This is a genomic window from Leptospira soteropolitanensis (genome assembly GCF_026151655.1).
In the GTDB taxonomy this organism is placed as follows: domain Bacteria; phylum Spirochaetota; class Leptospiria; order Leptospirales; family Leptospiraceae; genus Leptospira_A; species Leptospira_A soteropolitanensis.
Genome location: NZ_JAMQPN010000002.1, coordinates 467,701 through 485,603, shown reverse-complemented (window position 1 = coordinate 485,603; position 17,903 = coordinate 467,701). Strand labels below are relative to the sequence as shown.

Annotated in this window: 16 protein-coding genes; 7 read left to right on the top strand and 9 right to left on the bottom strand. The window is 36.3% G+C overall.

The window, feature by feature from the left end; genetic code table 11:
• Window positions 1-1,207: 1,207 nt before the first annotated feature.
• Together ND811_RS07010 and ND811_RS07005 are read right to left on the bottom strand one after the other, a co-directional pair.
• Window positions 1,208-2,140: a hypothetical protein gene (locus ND811_RS07010; RefSeq protein WP_265351369.1), complete on the bottom strand. Its 933-nt coding sequence runs from the start codon at window positions 2,138-2,140 to the stop codon at window positions 1,208-1,210.
• A 77-nt stretch (window positions 2,141-2,217) separates the two neighbouring features.
• Window positions 2,218-2,514 (bottom strand): hypothetical protein, encoded by a 297-nt coding sequence (locus tag ND811_RS07005; protein ID WP_265351368.1) that lies wholly within the window; start codon window positions 2,512-2,514, stop codon window positions 2,218-2,220.
• A gap of 389 nt (window positions 2,515-2,903) precedes the next feature.
• On the opposite strand from ND811_RS07005, the gene ND811_RS07000 reads away from it, so the two are divergent.
• Window positions 2,904-4,190, top strand: a complete 1,287-nt coding sequence (locus tag ND811_RS07000; RefSeq protein WP_265361134.1) for a hypothetical protein — start codon at window positions 2,904-2,906, stop codon at window positions 4,188-4,190.
• Window positions 4,166-4,627, top strand: a complete 462-nt coding sequence (locus tag ND811_RS06995; RefSeq protein WP_135744085.1) for a VOC family protein — start codon at window positions 4,166-4,168, stop codon at window positions 4,625-4,627. The genes ND811_RS07000 and ND811_RS06995 overlap by 25 nt, the downstream gene beginning before the upstream one ends.
• Before the next feature lie 161 nt (window positions 4,628-4,788).
• On the opposite strand, the gene ND811_RS06990 is transcribed toward ND811_RS06995, so the two are convergent.
• The 5 genes from ND811_RS06990 to ND811_RS06970 are packed head-to-tail and all read right to left on the bottom strand — an operon-like array spanning window position 4,789 to window position 8,288.
• Complete coding sequence (locus ND811_RS06990; RefSeq protein ID WP_265351366.1) at window positions 4,789-5,754, bottom strand: lysylphosphatidylglycerol synthase transmembrane domain-containing protein; 966 nt, start codon at window positions 5,752-5,754, stop codon at window positions 4,789-4,791.
• Window positions 5,755-5,763: 9 nt separating this feature from the next.
• A complete protein-coding gene (locus ND811_RS06985; protein ID WP_265351365.1) occupies window positions 5,764-6,108 on the bottom strand; it encodes a histidine triad nucleotide-binding protein in 345 nt (114 codons plus the stop codon).
• Window position 6,109: 1 nt separating this feature from the next.
• Window positions 6,110-7,006, bottom strand: coding sequence for an ROK family protein (locus ND811_RS06980; RefSeq protein WP_265351615.1), 897 nt, complete (start codon window positions 7,004-7,006; stop codon window positions 6,110-6,112).
• 2 nt (window positions 7,007-7,008) lie between these two features.
• Window positions 7,009-7,680 carry an ABC transporter ATP-binding protein gene (locus tag ND811_RS06975; RefSeq protein ID WP_265351364.1) on the bottom strand — a complete coding sequence of 224 codons (672 nt, stop codon included), beginning with the start codon at window positions 7,678-7,680 and terminating at the stop codon, window positions 7,009-7,011.
• Entirely contained in the window at window positions 7,680-8,288 is a 609-nt protein-coding gene (locus ND811_RS06970) for an ABC transporter permease (RefSeq protein ID WP_265351363.1), read from the bottom strand. The genes ND811_RS06975 and ND811_RS06970 overlap by 1 nt, the downstream gene beginning before the upstream one ends.
• On the opposite strand from ND811_RS06970, the gene ND811_RS06965 reads away from it, so the two are divergent.
• Together ND811_RS06965 and ND811_RS06960 are read left to right on the top strand one after the other, a co-directional pair.
• The gene (locus tag ND811_RS06965; RefSeq protein WP_265351362.1) at window positions 8,282-9,826 is read left to right on the top strand and encodes a tetratricopeptide repeat protein; all 1,545 of its coding nucleotides are present in this window, start codon (window positions 8,282-8,284) and stop codon (window positions 9,824-9,826) included. The genes ND811_RS06970 and ND811_RS06965 overlap by 7 nt on opposite strands.
• Window positions 9,826-10,458 (top strand): hypothetical protein, encoded by a 633-nt coding sequence (locus ND811_RS06960; RefSeq protein ID WP_265351361.1) that lies wholly within the window; start codon window positions 9,826-9,828, stop codon window positions 10,456-10,458. Before ND811_RS06965 ends, ND811_RS06960 begins: the two co-directional genes overlap by 1 nt.
• A 1-nt stretch (window position 10,459) precedes the next feature.
• Here ND811_RS06960 and ruvA read toward each other — a convergent pair whose 3' ends face one another.
• Window positions 10,460-11,059: a Holliday junction branch migration protein RuvA gene (gene ruvA, locus ND811_RS06955; RefSeq protein WP_265351614.1), complete on the bottom strand. Its 600-nt coding sequence runs from the start codon at window positions 11,057-11,059 to the stop codon at window positions 10,460-10,462.
• Window positions 11,060-11,224: 165 nt separating this feature from the next.
• Between ruvA and ND811_RS06950 the strand changes: the two genes are divergently transcribed.
• Genes ND811_RS06950 through ND811_RS06940 form a run of 3 tightly spaced genes read left to right on the top strand, consistent with a single transcriptional unit; the run spans window position 11,225 to window position 15,272 of the window.
• The gene (locus ND811_RS06950; RefSeq protein WP_265351360.1) at window positions 11,225-13,099 is read left to right on the top strand and encodes a patatin-like phospholipase family protein; all 1,875 of its coding nucleotides are present in this window, start codon (window positions 11,225-11,227) and stop codon (window positions 13,097-13,099) included.
• Window positions 13,100-13,123: 24 nt separating this feature from the next.
• Window positions 13,124-14,371: a C40 family peptidase gene (locus ND811_RS06945; RefSeq protein ID WP_265351359.1), complete on the top strand. Its 1,248-nt coding sequence runs from the start codon at window positions 13,124-13,126 to the stop codon at window positions 14,369-14,371.
• 1 nt (window position 14,372) lies between these two features.
• Complete coding sequence (locus ND811_RS06940) at window positions 14,373-15,272, top strand: patatin-like phospholipase family protein (RefSeq protein WP_265351358.1); 900 nt, start codon at window positions 14,373-14,375, stop codon at window positions 15,270-15,272.
• Here the strand turns inward: ND811_RS06940 and ND811_RS06935 are convergent.
• Entirely contained in the window at window positions 15,264-17,873 is a 2,610-nt protein-coding gene (locus ND811_RS06935) for a PAS domain-containing sensor histidine kinase (RefSeq protein WP_265351357.1), read from the bottom strand. The genes ND811_RS06940 and ND811_RS06935 overlap by 9 nt on opposite strands.
• Window positions 17,874-17,903: the final 30 nt, after the last annotated feature.

The window sequence follows — 17,903 nt, the reverse complement described above, 5'->3', positions numbered from 1 at the left end:
CATAGATTTAGTTTTATTACATCTCTTCTTATTTGCTTTTTGAAAGACTTCTTGCCACCGAAAAAATCGGTAGGTCGGACATGCTGTGCACCTTGATACTCGATTCCATACCGTTTCCCATCCAATTCAAAATAGAAATCGAGTTCTAGTCCACCTAACCACTTGGGTCGATACCACCTTTTGATTTTGGAAGGATCAATAACTTTGGTTAACTCCCTGTATAGGTTATGTTCTTGGATGTTCCCTTCGCCAATCCTTTTGTATCCCAATTTTTCTCTCAGTTGGTTTTCTGATTCTCGTAGACAGTCTTTTATTTTTTCTCTTAAGAAGAGGTAGTGGAAATGTTTGTTATGTTCAAAAGAATTAAGTTTTGGTGCTAAATATTCGTCATCTTTGAATTCAAGTGCGTAATGATTGATTAAAGGAGTTCTATATTGCGATTTGTATTTAGGTAGGTTCTTCTTGAGGATTCTTATGAAATAGTCAATGTTATTGATTACAATATCCGAAAGGTGGTAGTGGTTTTTAAATGAAAATAAAAATACTTTGTAATCGATATCTTGTTTTTTTTTCGACTGCTTTTTTATAAAAGAAAATCCAGCAATATTTAAAGAATTTAGACCTACCTTGCCTTTATTTAAAATATATTTGTAAAGATAGTCTTCCCAAAGTTTATTTTTAAAGTAAGGTTTTAAAGTCCTAAAAACGTGATAGATAAATTCTTCTTTTGGTGATAGCTCAAATTTTCTCAGGTATATGTTGAAAGAATTAATTTGTAAATATAGTAACTGGTTGTTCCAGGATATATTTTCTGGAATGTTTTCAGGTTCAATTTTGTATTCGTTGATTTTATAAAATGCAGTGTTGAATTCTTCTTTGGTATTAGAAGCTGATAATTGCTTTTTGAGTTCTGATTTAATCCGATCTAATTTTTGTTTTTGAGAATAGTTTTCGATTAGAATACCCTCGTAAAAATTAGTCTTATTATCTGCTATAAGCCTTATAAGCGGATAGAGATAATATCAGGATAGTTAAGTTTTTGTCAAGTTTTAGATTTAAAATCATATTTAAATAGAATTGTGCTTGTTTGAATATTTAGTTCTTTCTTCTTTATTTTAATCTATAATCGAATGGAAATACATTGCTATACAGTGTATCCGATTTATTTAAGGAAGAAGCTAGAATCTAGAATTAATCCTGAGATGGGTTATTGATAATCACTGATAATCATAAATCTATCAATTACCGACTTTGTTTCCCTATTAATATCTATTTCTATTTTATTTTCAAGATTCTCGTTATAGATTTCAAAGCTTGGCTGAACCATGGTACAAACGAAGTTTTTATCATAGTCAGCTATTTTTGTAATTGAGTATTCAAGTTTTCCTTCGCCTTCATTAAATACATTGAATTCTTTTGCATGGCTCGTATCAATAGTTACGTCAAACTTGTTTTTTATCAGCTCTCTTAACGTACTTGTATTTAATACCTCTACTATAAATACATTTTCAACTAAGACCTTTTTAATAACACCAAGAAGTTTAAATTTTTTATTATATCGACCTATTTCTATTCTGTCTTTAATGTGAGAAACCAATTCACCTTCTTTGAATTTTTCCAGACTCCCAAAATAATACAAATGAGGTATTCCAGTATTTTTCCTTTCTCCTTCGATAATATCTAACATTATCGAAAAAGTATTCATTCTTAAATTATTAATAGCTTGTGATTTGATATTGTTCTTGAATTCAAGATTATCTATATTAGATTGAAAAACTTTTCTATTTTTCCAAGTTCTTATTCTTGATAATAGAATCTCGGTTACATCTTTACATAAATCAAAAATTATTTTACCAGCATTATAGATTATATTTGGTATTGTAATCGCCGAAAGTACAGGTAGCCAGAAATCACACGACCAAAAATGAAAATTACTTACAAAAATCTCAATTGCATCTATCTTATCTTCAGTGAATTCTTCTCCAAGTCCAATAAATAGCTTTGTTAAATCTTCAAAATTATAAAAATAGAATGATAATACAAATGTTCCAATATAAGGATGGTTTAATTTATCTTGCAAAAATTCTAAGAAGAAATTCTTACTTTCTTTTTGCAAATTATTAGGATCATCTTCAGCCATATTTTCACCTCTCAAGACATAAAAAAGCGAGGGTTTTATTCCTCGCTCTCAATCAGCTAACATAGAGTTAATTCTGTCTAGTTATTATTGTAATCTAAGCCTAATTGGATATCCAAAGATTCTGCTTCAGCTCTCCTCACTTTCTTTTCCAGTTTTAAGATTCTACTAGGGTAATTACTCCAAAAAGAGGTAACTAAGAAAGGAATGGAGTCAATATAGATTTCCTGTCTGTTTTCAATAGCTACTTCATCATAATATACAGTTTGACTCTTATCTGTGATCCTGACTTTCAACTTGTGATTGAATCCTCCAAGTAAACTTTCTCCTTTGGAAGTCTTTAAGCCTAAATCGATCAATACAGAAGGGTTCTCCATAGATCTCCTCAGCCATGCCTAGAAGCTTTAGCCTCGAATACTTTGGTTAATGGAGCGAAGTCGTAACCTTCTCTGTATACGAAATCATAAGTCTGATTAAGCTTGTAATCTTCGATTCCATAGGAGGAGATCTCAGTTTTAACCGTTGATTGGCAGTTAAAAAGTAAGGTTAAAGTGATTAGTGTAAGTAGTGTTTTCATAGGTAATTAGTGGCTCTCTTGTATTTGGTCGTTACAGTAACAAGTGTAAAAAGAACAATACGGATGTATCGTGCAATACAGGTGTGTAGTATTATTCTTGAAAATGGTTATCAAATGAGTAGTGGAATTGAGGGTAAAATGACTCAAAAAACTTGACTTATTTGTCTTTCTAATCAAGAAATCTTAATTATGTCTCGTTCTAGATTGGCTGAAATAAGGGTAAAAAGTGTGATTCCTGACAATGATACAGGGAAAACAGATTCTTGTCTAAATGACTCAAGGAACTTATCTCGTTTCCGCATAAATTCCTCTCCGAATCTCTCACCTGTAGAAAGTCTACTAGCTTCATTACAAAACCCTTCACAAGTAGAGGCTATTAATCATACTAACATTCTAGAGACGCATAAAATAATAAGTGACCACTATAATAATCTCACTTATAACATCTTAAAATCCTTCTATCCTAAGTTCTGTAAAAATCATCCCGACATACACTTAGAACCTTCCAAAGTAAAGGGTAGGCAGTTAATGGGAAAGTGTCCTATCTGCCATAGCCAAAGATCATTAGCGAAGAATACACCACTCCAAGGTTTACATTTACCCCTTAGCTACTTCTCATATATCTTACATGAGATAATACTTTCCTATCCTAATGTTATTACTTCAAAAGCAATTCAAAGAAGGTTAAATCTAAAATCTTATCCCTCAGCGTGGTTATTGAAAAAGAGAATACAAGCTTTTATGAGCCAACTTAATGACAGTTTCTTAAGACAAACTAAAGAAGCCTTAGAGCTTGAAGCTAAACAAAACAATAATGAGAAAATGCCATTTAGAGGAGATGTATCTAAGGCAATAAAACAAAGGGTAATCGTTAATATAGATTCACTTGCTATCTTTTCTGTAGGGGTCTCGGCAAATAAATATAGGTCACGTTATAGACATGGTGGAATTACTTCCTCAATATACAGGTCTGTTAAAAGTGGAGGGGAACAAGTAGGCTCACTAGCTTCTAACATAACGATTAAAGGGTGTCTTAGCTTCTATGAATCTCACCCTCTCACTACTTCAGATTATGCAATAAGTCACCTCTCTAAAGTTCTTTCTCCTTATAATGTGTTAATGGCAGATGAGGCTTATAGTTCTCTTTTTGGGAAATATAGAAACGTAAGGTTAATTAATCACTCTCTAAAAGCTAAGAGGAAAATACATACTTTCTCAAGGGAGAGGTGGAGTAAAGAAGGGGTTAACAGTAACGCTGTAGAAGGTGCTAATGGTGTCTTAAAAACAGCCATGAGGCAATACAGATGGTTTAATTGTAAGTACTCTCAGTTATATTTGAATGAATTTGCGGTGGCTAAGAATCTAAAGTTCTTCAAAATGGAAAAAAATATAATTTTCGGTGTAAATTCTGAGAGGGATTTTTGCGGAAATAGGATAGGAGAGGGTAGGTCATGTCCCGTCCTTTTAAAGTATTAGGAATCCAACAAGTTGCCATTGGTGGTGAGTCAAAAGAAAAATTATCCAAGTTTTGGGTAGATGTTATGGGACTTACGAAAGTTTCAGATTACAAAAGTGAAAAAGAAAATGTGGATGAGGACATTTTGTCAATGGGGAATGGTCCATTTAAAGTAGAGATTGATCTGATGCAACCCATTGATCCAAACAAAAGCCCTAAAGTACATGATCCAAAACTCAATCATATTGGTTTGTGGATTGATAAATTGGAAGAATGTGTAGAATATCTCACCAAACAAGGCGTTAGGTTTACTCCTGGTGGAATTCGTAAAGGTGCTGCAGGATATAATGTTTGTTTTATTCATCCCAAAGGAAATGAAGAGTTTCCACTTTGTAGTGAAGGGGTTCTTGTGGAACTTGTACAAGCACCGGATGATGTGATTAAGGCTTTAAGTTAGGTAGTTAATTCGCAAAATGATTGCAACTAATCGGTAAAATATCCGATTGATTGTGCATATTGAAAGTAAGATGTTTCCACCCCATCGGAAGAAAATCTGATCTAAAAAAAAGCCAAAGAAAACCATCTCTCTTGAGTGAGGGATGGTTTATACTAAGGGAATTAGAATCTTTTGACTTTGGATTTTTTTCCTTCTGTCCACTTCCAATAAAAATAAGCCACAAGGGCTAAACTCGTGGTAATGATAAACTGTGTTAGGTGAACCACTGTAGCATAGACGAGTCCTTCGCCAGGGTCTCTTCCAAGGATAATAAAACCCGAGATGATTGCTGCATGGAAAACTCCAATCCCGGATGGGGCCGAAGGGATGGCGACTCCCATTCCTCCCAGGAACATAAAAAGTAGGGCCTCTGGGAATTTAAGTGGCATGTCTATCAGTAAACCAGCCAGATAATAGGAAATGGCATAACCTAAAACCCAAGTAGGAATAGAGTAGAGGACTGGTTTTAATAATTTGTCACCTTTTAAAAAAGAGGAAAACTCAACTAAATGATGATCTAATTTTTCTTCATATAATCCGTGTTTACCGATAATTCCAAAGATTTTTTTGGCCAATTGGCGTAAAGGTTCTAAAAAATAACGAACTAAGACAAGGCCCACAATCATTCCTAAAATGACCAAAGTGGAGATAAGCAAAAGACTTAAGTTTTTAGATTGTCCGAGTCCCATATAAAAAAGGGCGGTAGCTCCAATCACAACAACAGATCCCAAATCCATTACCTTCTCTAGAAAGATACGACTGAATAAATGCGTGAGTGGAAGTTCTGTATCTCGTTTGTTCATAATCAGTCGGACAAGATCACCACCTCTAGCAGGAAGCACCATATTGAGTCCCACTCCGATGATGGCTGTGGTGAAACTTTCAGAAAAACTAATTTTTTTCTCTAATAGATAATACCAACGGATAGAGAAGGGAACAAACGCCCATAAGTTTGAAAGAAAGAGTAATGGAAAAATCCACCAATTGATTTTTCCTTCCAATCGTTCAAATTCAGTTAGGTCAAAGTTTTTCGAAAGGAAATAAATCGCAACGCCCGAAACTATGATTCCAAATATTAATTTTCTCATTCTATCCTTTTAACCTGGTGGCCATTTTAGATGTCGACCACCTAGCAAGTGAAAGTGGATATGGTTTACCGTTTGGCCACCGAAATTTCCACAATTGTTTACTAAACGATATCCTTTTTCTAAAATTCCATTTTGTTCTGCAATTTTGGGTATGGTTTGAAATATTTCTGAGAGTATTTTTGGATCCAATTCTCCAATTTGATTCATACTCGATATATGGACTTTGGGAATGAATAGAACATGGAACGGAGCTTGCGGAGTAATATCATGAAATACTAATATATTTTCCGATTCGTATTCTTTTTTGGTTTGGATTTCTCCACTGGCAATTTTGCAGAAAAGACAATTTTCCATTCTATACTTTCTCCTTTGAAAACACGAGAGAAGCGGCACCTAATGCACCAGACAAACTCCCTCCCGGACCAATTTTTAATCTTTCATTTAATACAGGAAAGATGGAGGATCTGATTTCGGATTCTAGTAATTTTCCAAAAAGATCGTAAGATTTTGTGATTCCACCAACAAAAACAACTGCTTCTGGGTTTAGTAAATGGATTGCGTTTCTTACCGCATGGGCTAAGGCCAAGGTTCCAAAATCCAGAATTTCTTTTGCTATTGGATCATTTTGTCTGACCAAATGAAAAAATTCCTCCGCATTTGCCAAGGTTCGACCGGACTTATCTTTATACCTACCAAGAAATCCTTTGGTAGAAAAATAACTTTCCACACAGCCACAAACCCCACATCCGCATAAGGCTCCCCCAATGACAGAAGTGGTATGACCTATTTCAATTCCATTTCCAAGATATCCAGAATACAAAATTCCTTTGTTTACAAAACCGCCACCAACACCAGTTCCTAAGGTAAGGATCAGTTGCGATTCAGCATCTTTATAATCACCGAAGTATGCTTCACCTAAGGCGGCACAGTTGGCATCGTTTTCATACCAAACGGGCAGGGAAAATTCTTTTTTGAGAGATTCGGAGATGGGGAGGTTTTTTAAACCTTGCATATTTGCACTTGCAATCAAAACCCCGCGTTCATTGTCTAGGGGACCGGGCGAACCTACACCAATTCCAATTCCATCTTTTGCGAGAGGACGAATGGTATCTTTTAGGATTTTTAAAAAACTTTCGTTGTCTAAATGAATCGGTGTAGGAGAAACTTCTGTTTCCAGTTCCTTTCCTGTTTCATCGAAGAGACTAACCCTTATACTTCCCCCTCCGATATCCACTCCCAATGCTTTTCGCAAATTCATTCCCCTTTAATGACCTGCGCAAACTTTCCATTTTTCATTTCGTAAACAGTTTGAGCATCGAATGCTAGTTTCATATCATGTGTGACAAGGATGATGGAATGGTTTCTTTTATTATACTCAGCAAGGAGGAGTTGGACAAGATAACTGTTTTCTGGATCTAAATCTCCCGATGGTTCATCGGCAAAAAGAATTGCCGGATCGTTGATGAGAGAACGGGCGATGGCTGCCTTTTGGATTTGTCCCCCAGACAAGGTTCGAGGAATGGCATTTTGAATATCACCTAACTTTAAATGTTCGATCAAATAATCACATTTGCGAATGTAGTCTGCATTGGAAAACTTTCGAGTGAAAAGTCCCGGTAAAAGAATATTTTCTCTGATTGTCAGATTTCCTACTAATTCTGAAAACTGAAAAACAAGTCCGAGGTCTCTTGCGCGAATTTCCGCTAATTCTTGTTTGGAGATTTGAGAGAGTTTGATTTGGTCATAGAGAATGTCGCCTTCTGTGGGAGATAACATTCCAGTTAACATGGATAACAAAGTAGTTTTACCCGATCCAGAAGGTCCAATGATAGCAACATAGTCGCCTTGGTTTACGTCGAAACTGACAGAACTTACTGCTTCGTCTTTGCCGAATCGTTTGGTTAAGTTGTGAACACGGAGTAACATTATTTCTGTCTCCGTATGGATTTATAAGGATCGATATAGGAACTGATTCCTATAGTGGGAACAGAAACCAAAAGTCCAAGGGCAATAAAAAGAACCAAACAGGTTGCTATGGATTTTAACTCGTTTGTGAGCCCAAAGTTAGCAGGTGGGTTCATATATCCAATGTTAATCATGATTGCCAGTAGGAAACTTGGTAAAAATAGGAAAAATAAGGACAAAGAGTGAAGCCAAATGCAACCCAATCGGTTTCCGCCTATGGCCATCATCACTCCGATATCACCCAGTCCATGTAGGCAATGGAAGAAAAAGAGGGTCATCAGTGCAAAACTCGTGGAATAAAAAAGAATCTGCGGAGATTGGTCAAAGGAAACGATACTAGTAAGGGACACCCCAGAATACAAATGGAAGTGGATCCTTATAGCGAGTAAAAAGAATGTAAAAACCAGGGCACCGACGAGGCCATAGGCCACCGAGTAAAGTCGATCCCGGAAGAGAAGTCGTAAAGCAAATGAAATGTAGGTGAGTTGTATCACTTCCAGGACAGAATTGACGTAAGACTCTTTTTTACCAACTAAAATAGGAAAATAGGAAGTAGGCGAATTTGGCATTTTTTATCTTTGTAGGAGCAGCAGTGATTATGCTCGGGTTTCTCTTGACCTTCATTGTCGGTCAGAGACGAGATAGTTATGCCAAGGCCTTGAGCCTTGCTACGCTCGGGAATTTTTTAGATGCAAGGGCTCTTGTTCGGGAAAAACTCGAAGAAGACCACCAAAATCCCTACGGTCACTACGTCATGGCAAAGATTTACGCTATGGAGAATGACCCCTTAAATGAAGCCAAACACCTAGAAATTATAAAAAAAAACAACCGGTATACAAAAGAAATCGATGCCGTAACTGTTTCTAACCGCATCGCAGATATTTATTATAATAAGGATTTTTTTGAAGAAGCTTTCTTTCATTATTTGGACACCATCCAAGTGGATCGGTCAAATCCCGTGGCATGCCTGCGTTTAGGGTTTATGGCTCTCGGACAAAAAGAATTCAAAATAGCAGAACATTTTTTTTCCCGGATTCCAGAAGAGAAAATTAATCTCTCTGCTTACTTCATTGCCCGAGGTGTGATCTCTGGTGTGACTGGTGGGGGAAAGGAAAGAGAGTATTTTGAAAAAGCCTACAAACTAGAAAAATCTCCTGTTTCTGGATTTTTATATGCTCTTTCTCTTTCGAGGGAGAACAAACACAAAGATGCTGTGAAAACGGCTGTTGCTGTCAGCGAACAGATCGAAGACGAGTTTGTTCGCTTTACTCTCTTTCAGTTTTTAATGACGGAAGCAATTCTTATGCAGAACTTTCCAGAAGCGTTAAAGTATGGACGCCTTTGTATGGAGATGGCAAGACTCAATGCTTGGCCAAGCGAAATTATAGAAACAAGCATTCACTTTGCAATGATTACCATTTATATGGGTAGGCTCGATGATGCTTCCGAATATTTGATTGAGGCAGAAGCGGAACGTTTGGATGACCCAGATGTAGTGGCACTTGCGAATTTAAAATATAGGTTGGAACGAGGGACAGGTACTGTAGAATCCTTAACCCATGAATACGACCTAACTCGAGAACTTAATTTGTTATCAGTGAATTTATTTCCCAACTCTCGTTATTTTGAGTTAAGTGGTATGCGTTCCTCCAAACCCTTTAATATCAAAGGTATGGTGGATGACAGTGGAAAAAAACTTACCTCTAAACTTGATATGTTGGGATTGGATAAATTTGAAAAATTCATTAGCCTTCCTGGAACCAATTTTAAAAACCAAGCCACTCGTATGGTCATGAGTATGGGATATAGAGTCACAAAAGAAATTTCAAATCCCGAAGCCGATGGAGTGAATTTACTGGCATCTTCCAAGGAAGATGTAAACAAAAGAGCACTATTTAGAGTTCGTAAATGGAAAGACGCAAAAGTTTCAGACGTATTTCTTCGAGAGATGACAAACCAAATGGAAGAGTTAGGTGCCTCCAAAGGATATGTGGTTGGAAATTTTGATGTCACGGAAGCTGGTAAAAAAATCATAGCTGCAAGTAATGGTGCCCTCGAGATGTATAGCGGAGATTTGTTTGAGGATCTTCTCAACAAAACAATGTAATGGGATTTCAGAACAAACGAATTTGTTATTTGGTTTTATTCATAGTGGTTTTCTACCATTGCCAAATCCAAACAACTGGTTCTGAGCCAAAAGAAAACAAACTTTCACAGAAACTTGAAACTAGAGACTTAAGTTCTTCTCCAATTTCTGAAACGAAAGAACTCACTTGCCCCATTCCTCTGACAATGGGAAAGGTTTATGGTACAGGTCTTTCTAAATTTGACCAAACTCAAATTTTATCCGAATTAAAGGTTTTACTTGGAGATCTTTGTGAAAAGAAGTTTGACCATCTAGTTTCTCTCATCCATCCAAACCTAGGTTTGTATGTGGATGCTAAAGGGTATTGGACCATTGAGGATGTAAAAAAAGACCTAAAAGATCCGAATGGGTATTTTCAGGTTTATTACTTCGACTCAGAGAAATTGGACCAGAAGAAGGGGAGTTCTGGAAATTTAACTGTCCGTGCTGTATTCGCTTTCACAAAGCAAGTGTTTGTTGATATTTACGTAGCTTCTATTGAGGAAGTAGAGATAAAGTTTCGGTTTGAAGAAAATCCGAAATTAGAAAGGTATTTAATTAACCCAAGTTTTATGAAATCGGAGGGGAATTGGTATCTCCTCCGTATGTTTTGATTTAGCGACTTCCTGTAATCACTTGTTTGACTATTTCGGAAGCAGTTGCCAGTGGATTTATTTTTTTTGCATCTGATACTTGTTTTGTGGCAGTCTTCTCGTCGAATCCCAGTTGGATGAGGGCAAGGGTTGCTAAATCCGTTTCTCTGTCTTCTCGGTCTGGTTTTTCCGATTCATCACTTAAAAAGATTTCTAGTTTTTTAAGGTTTTGTTTGATTTCAAAAAGAATTTTTTCAGAAGTTTTACCTTTCACTTTGGGAATTTTTTCCAAGGTCTTTCGGTCATCCTCTTTTGCGATTTTATACAAATCATCGGCTTGAAAAAAAGATAATATTTTTAAGGCGGTAAGTTCTCCAATTCCATGTAAAGATTTGATGAGTTGGAAAAGTTCTCTGTCTTTCCTTGTGGAAAAACCAAATAGACGTTCTCCTCTGTCTGTGATGGAATGAAAGATATGTATAAAAACCTCTTCTTTCATTTTATTTTTACATTCTAAATGCAAAGGAAATGGAATATGGACTTCGTATCCTACACCGGCGACATCTAGGACCAGATGATCCATTTCTAATTGAATTAATTTCCCTCGTAAACTTGCAATCATCGTATTGGTTCCACTTCCAAATTCTAGGAATCCACCTCTTTGGCGACAACTCTTTTGTTTCAATTCCTCTAACTAGGAAAATCTACTTATGAATCATTATATTTGGTCTGTTTTTAAAAAGAAAAGGAGGTTGAAATTTTGTAACCATTTAGTAAAACCAATGAGGTGAAACGAATTCGGTTATCGAAAAATCCAAGTCTTTCGCAGTATCTCACTTTGGCTGATCTGTTCAAAAATTTGCCGCATACCGTTCTTCGGGAAATGAAAGACCATACCGTTCGGGAATTTTTAGTGGGAGGTGAGGTTTTATTCGAAGAAAATTCAGATGGTAATGATTTATATATATTAGCTGCGGGTAAACTTCGTTTTGAAAAGAGGGGGAATGACGGATCCATTCGCGATGTTGGAGAATTCAAAAGGCTAGACATCATTGGAGAGCTCAGTTTATTCACTGGGGAAAAACGTTCGGCAACTGTAAAGGCAATTCGAGATTCTGAACTCATTCGGGTTCCGAGAGATGTGGCTTTGTCAATATTACTCAAATACCCAGAAAGCCTTTTGCAAATCACAAAAATTATAGCGGAACGTTTGGCTCATGCGAAAAAAGAAACTAAAGGTTTTGTTCCTCTTTCTCGTACTTATTCAATTTTGTCTATTCTTCCTAAAAGTATTTTAGATGAAATCATTCATAACCTAGGACTTGTGTTTCTTAGGTATGGCTCTTTTTGCGTTGTGGATGAAAAAGTTTTTTTAGATAGAACAAACGAATTGCAAGCGTTAGCTGAAAATGATAGAGAACCTTGGATCATTCGCTTTTTTTCTCAAATTGAAGCAGAATTTGATTTTGTTTTTTATCTAATAGAAGACAAAAATGAAATTTCCACTTGGTCAGAGAGAGCACTTAGGCAGTCCGATTCAATTCTATTTATCAAAGAGGCTACGGCAGATCCCAACTGCATAGAGTTAGAATCTCTTCTAGATAAAAAACAAATGAAAGATAGAAATCAAATACTGATCCTCCTCCAACCAAATCCTGAGGAGGTGGTTCCAGGAACCATCAAACATTTGCGTAAAAAAAATTTCCATCGCCATTATCATGTACATTTTGACCGGTTAGACACTTGGGAAAGATTGGGAAGGGGACTTCTTGGAAAATCTATTGGCCTAGCACTCGGAGGAGGTGGAGCCAAAGGATTTTCTCATTTAGGAGTTTTGCGGGCACTCGAAGAAAACCAAATTCCCATCGATATGGTTTCTGGCACAAGTGCAGGTGCTATATTTTCTGCGCTCATTGCTATGGGTGAAACGAGCGGAGGCAGTGAAGAAAAAGCAAAAGCATTTTGGATCTCCAAAGACTTGTTAAACGAATATACAATCCCCGTTTTATCACTCACCACTGGGAAAAAATATACGGAAGCCATTCGGAAATTTTTTGGATCCATTCAAATCGAAGATTTATGGATTCCATATTTTGCAATTGCAACCGACTTATCACATTCAGAAATTCGTGTGTTTGACAAGGGAGATTTGTGGAAAGCAATTCGAGCCAGTACATCCATTCCAGGTGTAGTCCCTCCATTTGTGGAAGAAGGTGTGGTATATGTGGATGGAGGCGTACTTGACAATGTTCCAGGAATTGAACTGAAAGAACGTGGTGCTGGGAATATTATTTCTGTCGATGTCTTTGGTGATATTTACCCGGACCAGGACCGAGAGTTATCATCCTATTTTGATAAAACAAATCCTGGAGTCATGGCAAACCCACTCACTCAAATGACTAATTTGATTAACTTTAATGAAATACTGAGGCCAAAGTTCCCTCCTATAGGGGACATTATCATTCGTTCGGTTCTTGCATCTAGCAGGGAACGTATTCGTCAAACAGAAAAGATATCAGATCTATTTTTGCAAATTCCGACCAATAATTTTGGCCTTTTGGATTGGCCTGCTTACAAACGTCTTATTGAACTCGGATATATTTCTTCCAAAGATAAAATCAATCACAATAAAGAGAAATTTCTAAATCCTACTTTACAATAGATTCGATTCGTTATCATACAAAGTATGTTTCAGAAACTTTGTTTTCGATGGGTTTTTATTTGTATTTTCTTTCTTTTGTCAGTGAGTTCTATTTCATCACAAAACATAGATTCGCTTGTGGAATCAGTTTATAATAAACAGGAATCTCTTCTGATCCGAAATGAAATTCGTAAACGTATGGGAGACCGAGCAAACGACCCCGCTATCAAAGAAATTGTAAAATCCTTACGAGTTTGGGCGGCTTTTGAATCTATGCCACCAGAAGAGTTTGCAGCAGAAGTCGAAAGGTTTGTCATTCTAAAAGATTATGGATTTAATTGGGAAGAAACAGAGGAATTAATTCCTTATTTTATCACAGCAAAACCAAGTAAAAAAGACATTCCTTACCTGGGTAAGTTCTTTAAAGAAATGAATCTTTCAAAAGTTTCTGAAGATACCGTACTCGAAATTTTAAGAATTGCCAATTTAAAAAAATGGAGTGGTGCCTCCGTTCTTGTGGCAGGACGTTTGGTAGTATTGTCTAGAAAAAAAGAATCCAACTCGAAACTCACGCTAAATAATTTGGAATCTAACCTTCCCAAACAATTTGAAAATCTAAGTGATGAGAAAAAGAACAAATTTTTCAAAAATTGGTATGAATCTTCATTAGGAAAAATTGACGAAACACATTGGGAGGCAATCAAAACCGATAGCATGCAACTGAGTTCTAAATCCGTTCCGATGGAAAACTTTCAAATCTCAGAAAGGCGAACAGAGATCATTTGGAATGAACAAGGGGAATGGGTGACCAAGGAAAGACCCAAACTTGACCCCAATGTTATTTTTATGGAAGAACAAACTTTAGACCCCAAGATCAATTCCTCTAGTGAAAAAGATAAACGAAAATTAGTCGATCCAGTGGGACGTCAATGGATTGGAACACCTTACCTTTATGGAGGTTATTCGAGAAGGGGGGTGGATTGTTCTGGACTGACAAAATCAATACTTACCGATTCAAAAATAGGAATGAATGAAAGGATGATTCCACGGTCAGCAAGAGACCAAGCACAGATTGGAAAATCTGTTTCAAGAGATCGTCAACAGATTGGAAACTTGGTATTTTTCTCTGCATCACCAAACACTAGTAAAATTACTCATGTAGGAATGGTTTTAGACAATGGTAACTTCATTCATGCCTCCACAAGCCGGGGAGTGGTCATCCAATCCCTAAATGAAAAATGGTGGAAAGAAAGGTATGTAACTGGCAGAGATATTTTTACGGTGGGAAAATAGTATGGGGAAAAAAAGAGCATTGGTATTGTCTGGCGGTGGCGCAAGAGGAGCGTACCAAGCAGGTGTTTTGCGGTATTTAGAAGAAATTCATTGGAAACCAGACATCATTTGTGGGACTTCTGTTGGCGCTATCAATGCCTGTGCTATTGGTTCGGGAATGAATTCGAGTCGTTTGGCTGAGTTGTGGCTTAGGCTCAACCAACGAAATATCATGCGATATTCGATTTGGAATATGTTAAAAGGATTATTTAGAAGGAGATACTATCCTTTGGTGGAAACGTATCCATTAAAAAAATTCATTCATGAGAATTTGGATTTTTCAAAGTTAAATGAATCCAAAACAAAAATAATTATTTCTGCTGTGAATATTTTAACCTCAGAACTTAAATTTTTTGAAAATCCAAATTTAAGAATAGAACATATTTTAGCATCTTCTGCTATACCAATGATCTTTCCTTGGCAAATGATTGACGGTGAACCTTATTGGGATGGGGGAGTGATGGCTAACACTCCGATCCTTCCGGCACTTACGCATGAGGCATCAGAAATAGTAGTAGTTTTACTTTCTCCTGTTGGAGGAGTGCAGATGATGGATGTTCCAGAAACAAAAGACGAAGCTTTAGAGCGTTTATTTGAATTGTATCTTCTTGGTTCCTATAGAAGCGTAGAACAAGGGTTAGAATATAGGAAATCAGTCATGAAAGGCCTTACGCCAATAGAAAACTTTTTGTTGGGATTACGAACTCAGTTTAAAAATGCAAAAATTTCAGTGATTGCTCCCAAAAGAATGTTGGGACTTGTGAGTATTCTTAATTTTAAAAAAGAACAGGCTGAAGTTCTACTACGTCATGGTTATGAAGATGCCAAAGAATTTTTTATGTTGAACCCAAGTTCAAAGTAAAACTTTTGGAAAAGTTAATACAAAGGTAGATCCTTTTCCAAGTTCACTTTTTACTTCAACGGATCCGTTCATGGCTTCAATTTGGTGTTTGGCTAGAAATAATCCCATTCCTTTGCCTTCAACGTCCTGTCGCAAACGGAAATTCATTTTGAATAACTTTGTGCCATGCCGATTGATATCAATTCCTGTCCCATTATCACTGATTGCAATTTTCAATAAATCCTTAGTTTCTTCATGTGAAACTGAGATTTTACAAACTTGATTTGGATTCGAATACTTGATTGCATTACTTAGAATATTGCTTACGATACTATCGAAGTAGGCTTGGAATCCTAAAAGTTTTATTTCTTCTGGGATTTGATTGATAAACTCTATTTCTCGGTTGGCACCATTCTTTAAGAGTAAAAGTTGTGAATCGATACTTTCTTTGATTAAAATTTTTGATTTGGGAAGTTCTTTTGTATCTTTCTCAATATTTAAAAGTTCATTTAAGTTTCGAATGATTTGATCTAGTTGGTAAGATGAGGACTCAATTAATCCAAGTAGTTCCATATTAGTAGGAGTTTCTTTTAACATAGTCGTAAGACTAATTAAGTTGGCAATCGGTGCCCTTAGGTTATGTGATGTAATATAAGTATATTCTTTTAGTCTTTCGTTTTGTTTTTTAGTAATTTGAACTAAAGATTCCAATTCTTTATTTTGGGCCAAAAGTAATGTTTCTTTTTCTAGCAGGGAGTCTTGAATAAGTTTTTGGTCATGTATGTTTTGAATGGCTCCATAAAAACCAATACAAGTATTTTCCAAAAATTTTGGTGTTGCTATGATTCGAATCCAAAATTCAAATTCTGATCCAGCACGAACGAGGCATTCTAAATCAAAATTTTCCTTTGTTTTGATACAATGTATTTCTTTTTGTTTGATGATGGAACTAAACTCTTCTATTCCAAAAAAACTTAAATCTACCCCCTCAATATGATGGGAGGATTGGACTAAAATTTCTGTGGCCACAATGGAAAGAGTGATTTGTTTTTTTGTTAAATCATAATCAAAACTTCCGACTTTTGCCAGACGATTGGTTCTGAGGAGAAGTTCTTCCATCCTCTTTCTATCCGAAATATCTCGGTTTTGAATCACAATTCCATCGTTAGTGGGAATGACTTGATGGTAATAATATCCCGGTGCTACATAGCTACCTGGAATTTGGAATTCTTCCTCTAAGGCAACTTTTGTTTCTGCCACTTCTTTATATTTTTCAAAGAAACCATTCTCTCTGTTGACTGGAAATAGTTGGCAAATTCCTTTTCCCAGTAGTTCCTCTTTTTTCATCCCAAGTTGTTCTTCTGCTTTTTCATTTACGTCGGAGATGATGAAATCAATGATTTCTCCATCTTTGTTTTTAGAAGCAGCTAAAAAGTAAATAGCTTCTAAGGCAGACTTCATTGCAGCTTGGTATCTTTGGCTACTGGATAAGTATTTTAATTCTGTTTCTTTTTCAATTGTGATGTCTTTGACTGCACCAATGATGGATGTGATTTTACCATCCCCGCCTGGAATAGGACGAGTGTAGTCACGCAACCATTTGATTTTTCCTGATTTGGTTCGGATACGGTATTCTACCACACCCGTTTCTCCCTTTAAAATTTTTGTCATACGTTCGGCTAAATTGGTTAAGTCCTCCTTTAGAATGATATTGAACCAACCACCTAACTTACCTATTTCTTCAATAGAATATCCTGATGTAGTTGTGAGTTCCTTAGAACTCCATTCTGCAATCACTTCGCCACTCGTTATTTTTGCGGTATAAATATAGTCAGAGGTTAATTCTGTGACTAATTGCAATCGATCTTCCAAAACCAATGTTTCGGTAATGTCTCTGGATACCCCGACGATTTCTTTGATAGAGCCTTGCCCATCTCTAATTGGATTTTTTACAGTCTCAAAAATTCTTGTGATATTATTTTTATTGATATTAGGTTCTTTTCTTATGTAACTTGTGATTCCCGTATCAAAAACCTTTTTGTCTTCTAGATGATATGCATTTGTGTATTCATTTTTATTATAATCGACATCTTGAATTCCTATTAACTCTTGTTTGCTTACTCCATAAAAGTCAGCACAAGCTTTATTGGCATAGGTGACCTTAAAGTTTTTATCCTTACAAAAAACTAAATCAGTAATTGAATCTAAGATCTGGGAAAAGTAGATTTCTCGTTCCTTTTGATATTGTTCTAACTCTTTTGTTTTGGTAAGGTCTGAGAAACTAGCAAGGAGGTGAGTTATATTGCCTTGTTTGTCTTTAGAGCTATAAGCAGTGACAGCTATGTCGAAAGTGGAGCCATCTTTTCTTTTGGCAGTCAATTCACCTTTCCATTCTGAATGGGTTAGTATTTCGGATAAAATATGTTTTGTTTTTTCAACTTCATCGGTGAACTTGAGTGAGTTTTGACCGATTACTTCATCCAAATGTTGATAACCCCAAAGCGAAAGGAAAGCCGGGTTTACATACTCAAGGTTACCTTCTAAATCGGAGATCACAATCGCATGAACCGATTGTGATAAAATGGTATTGATTAGTCTTTGGTCAGTAAGTTCCAACGCCATCACCTTAAAATTGGGAGATGGATACAATTG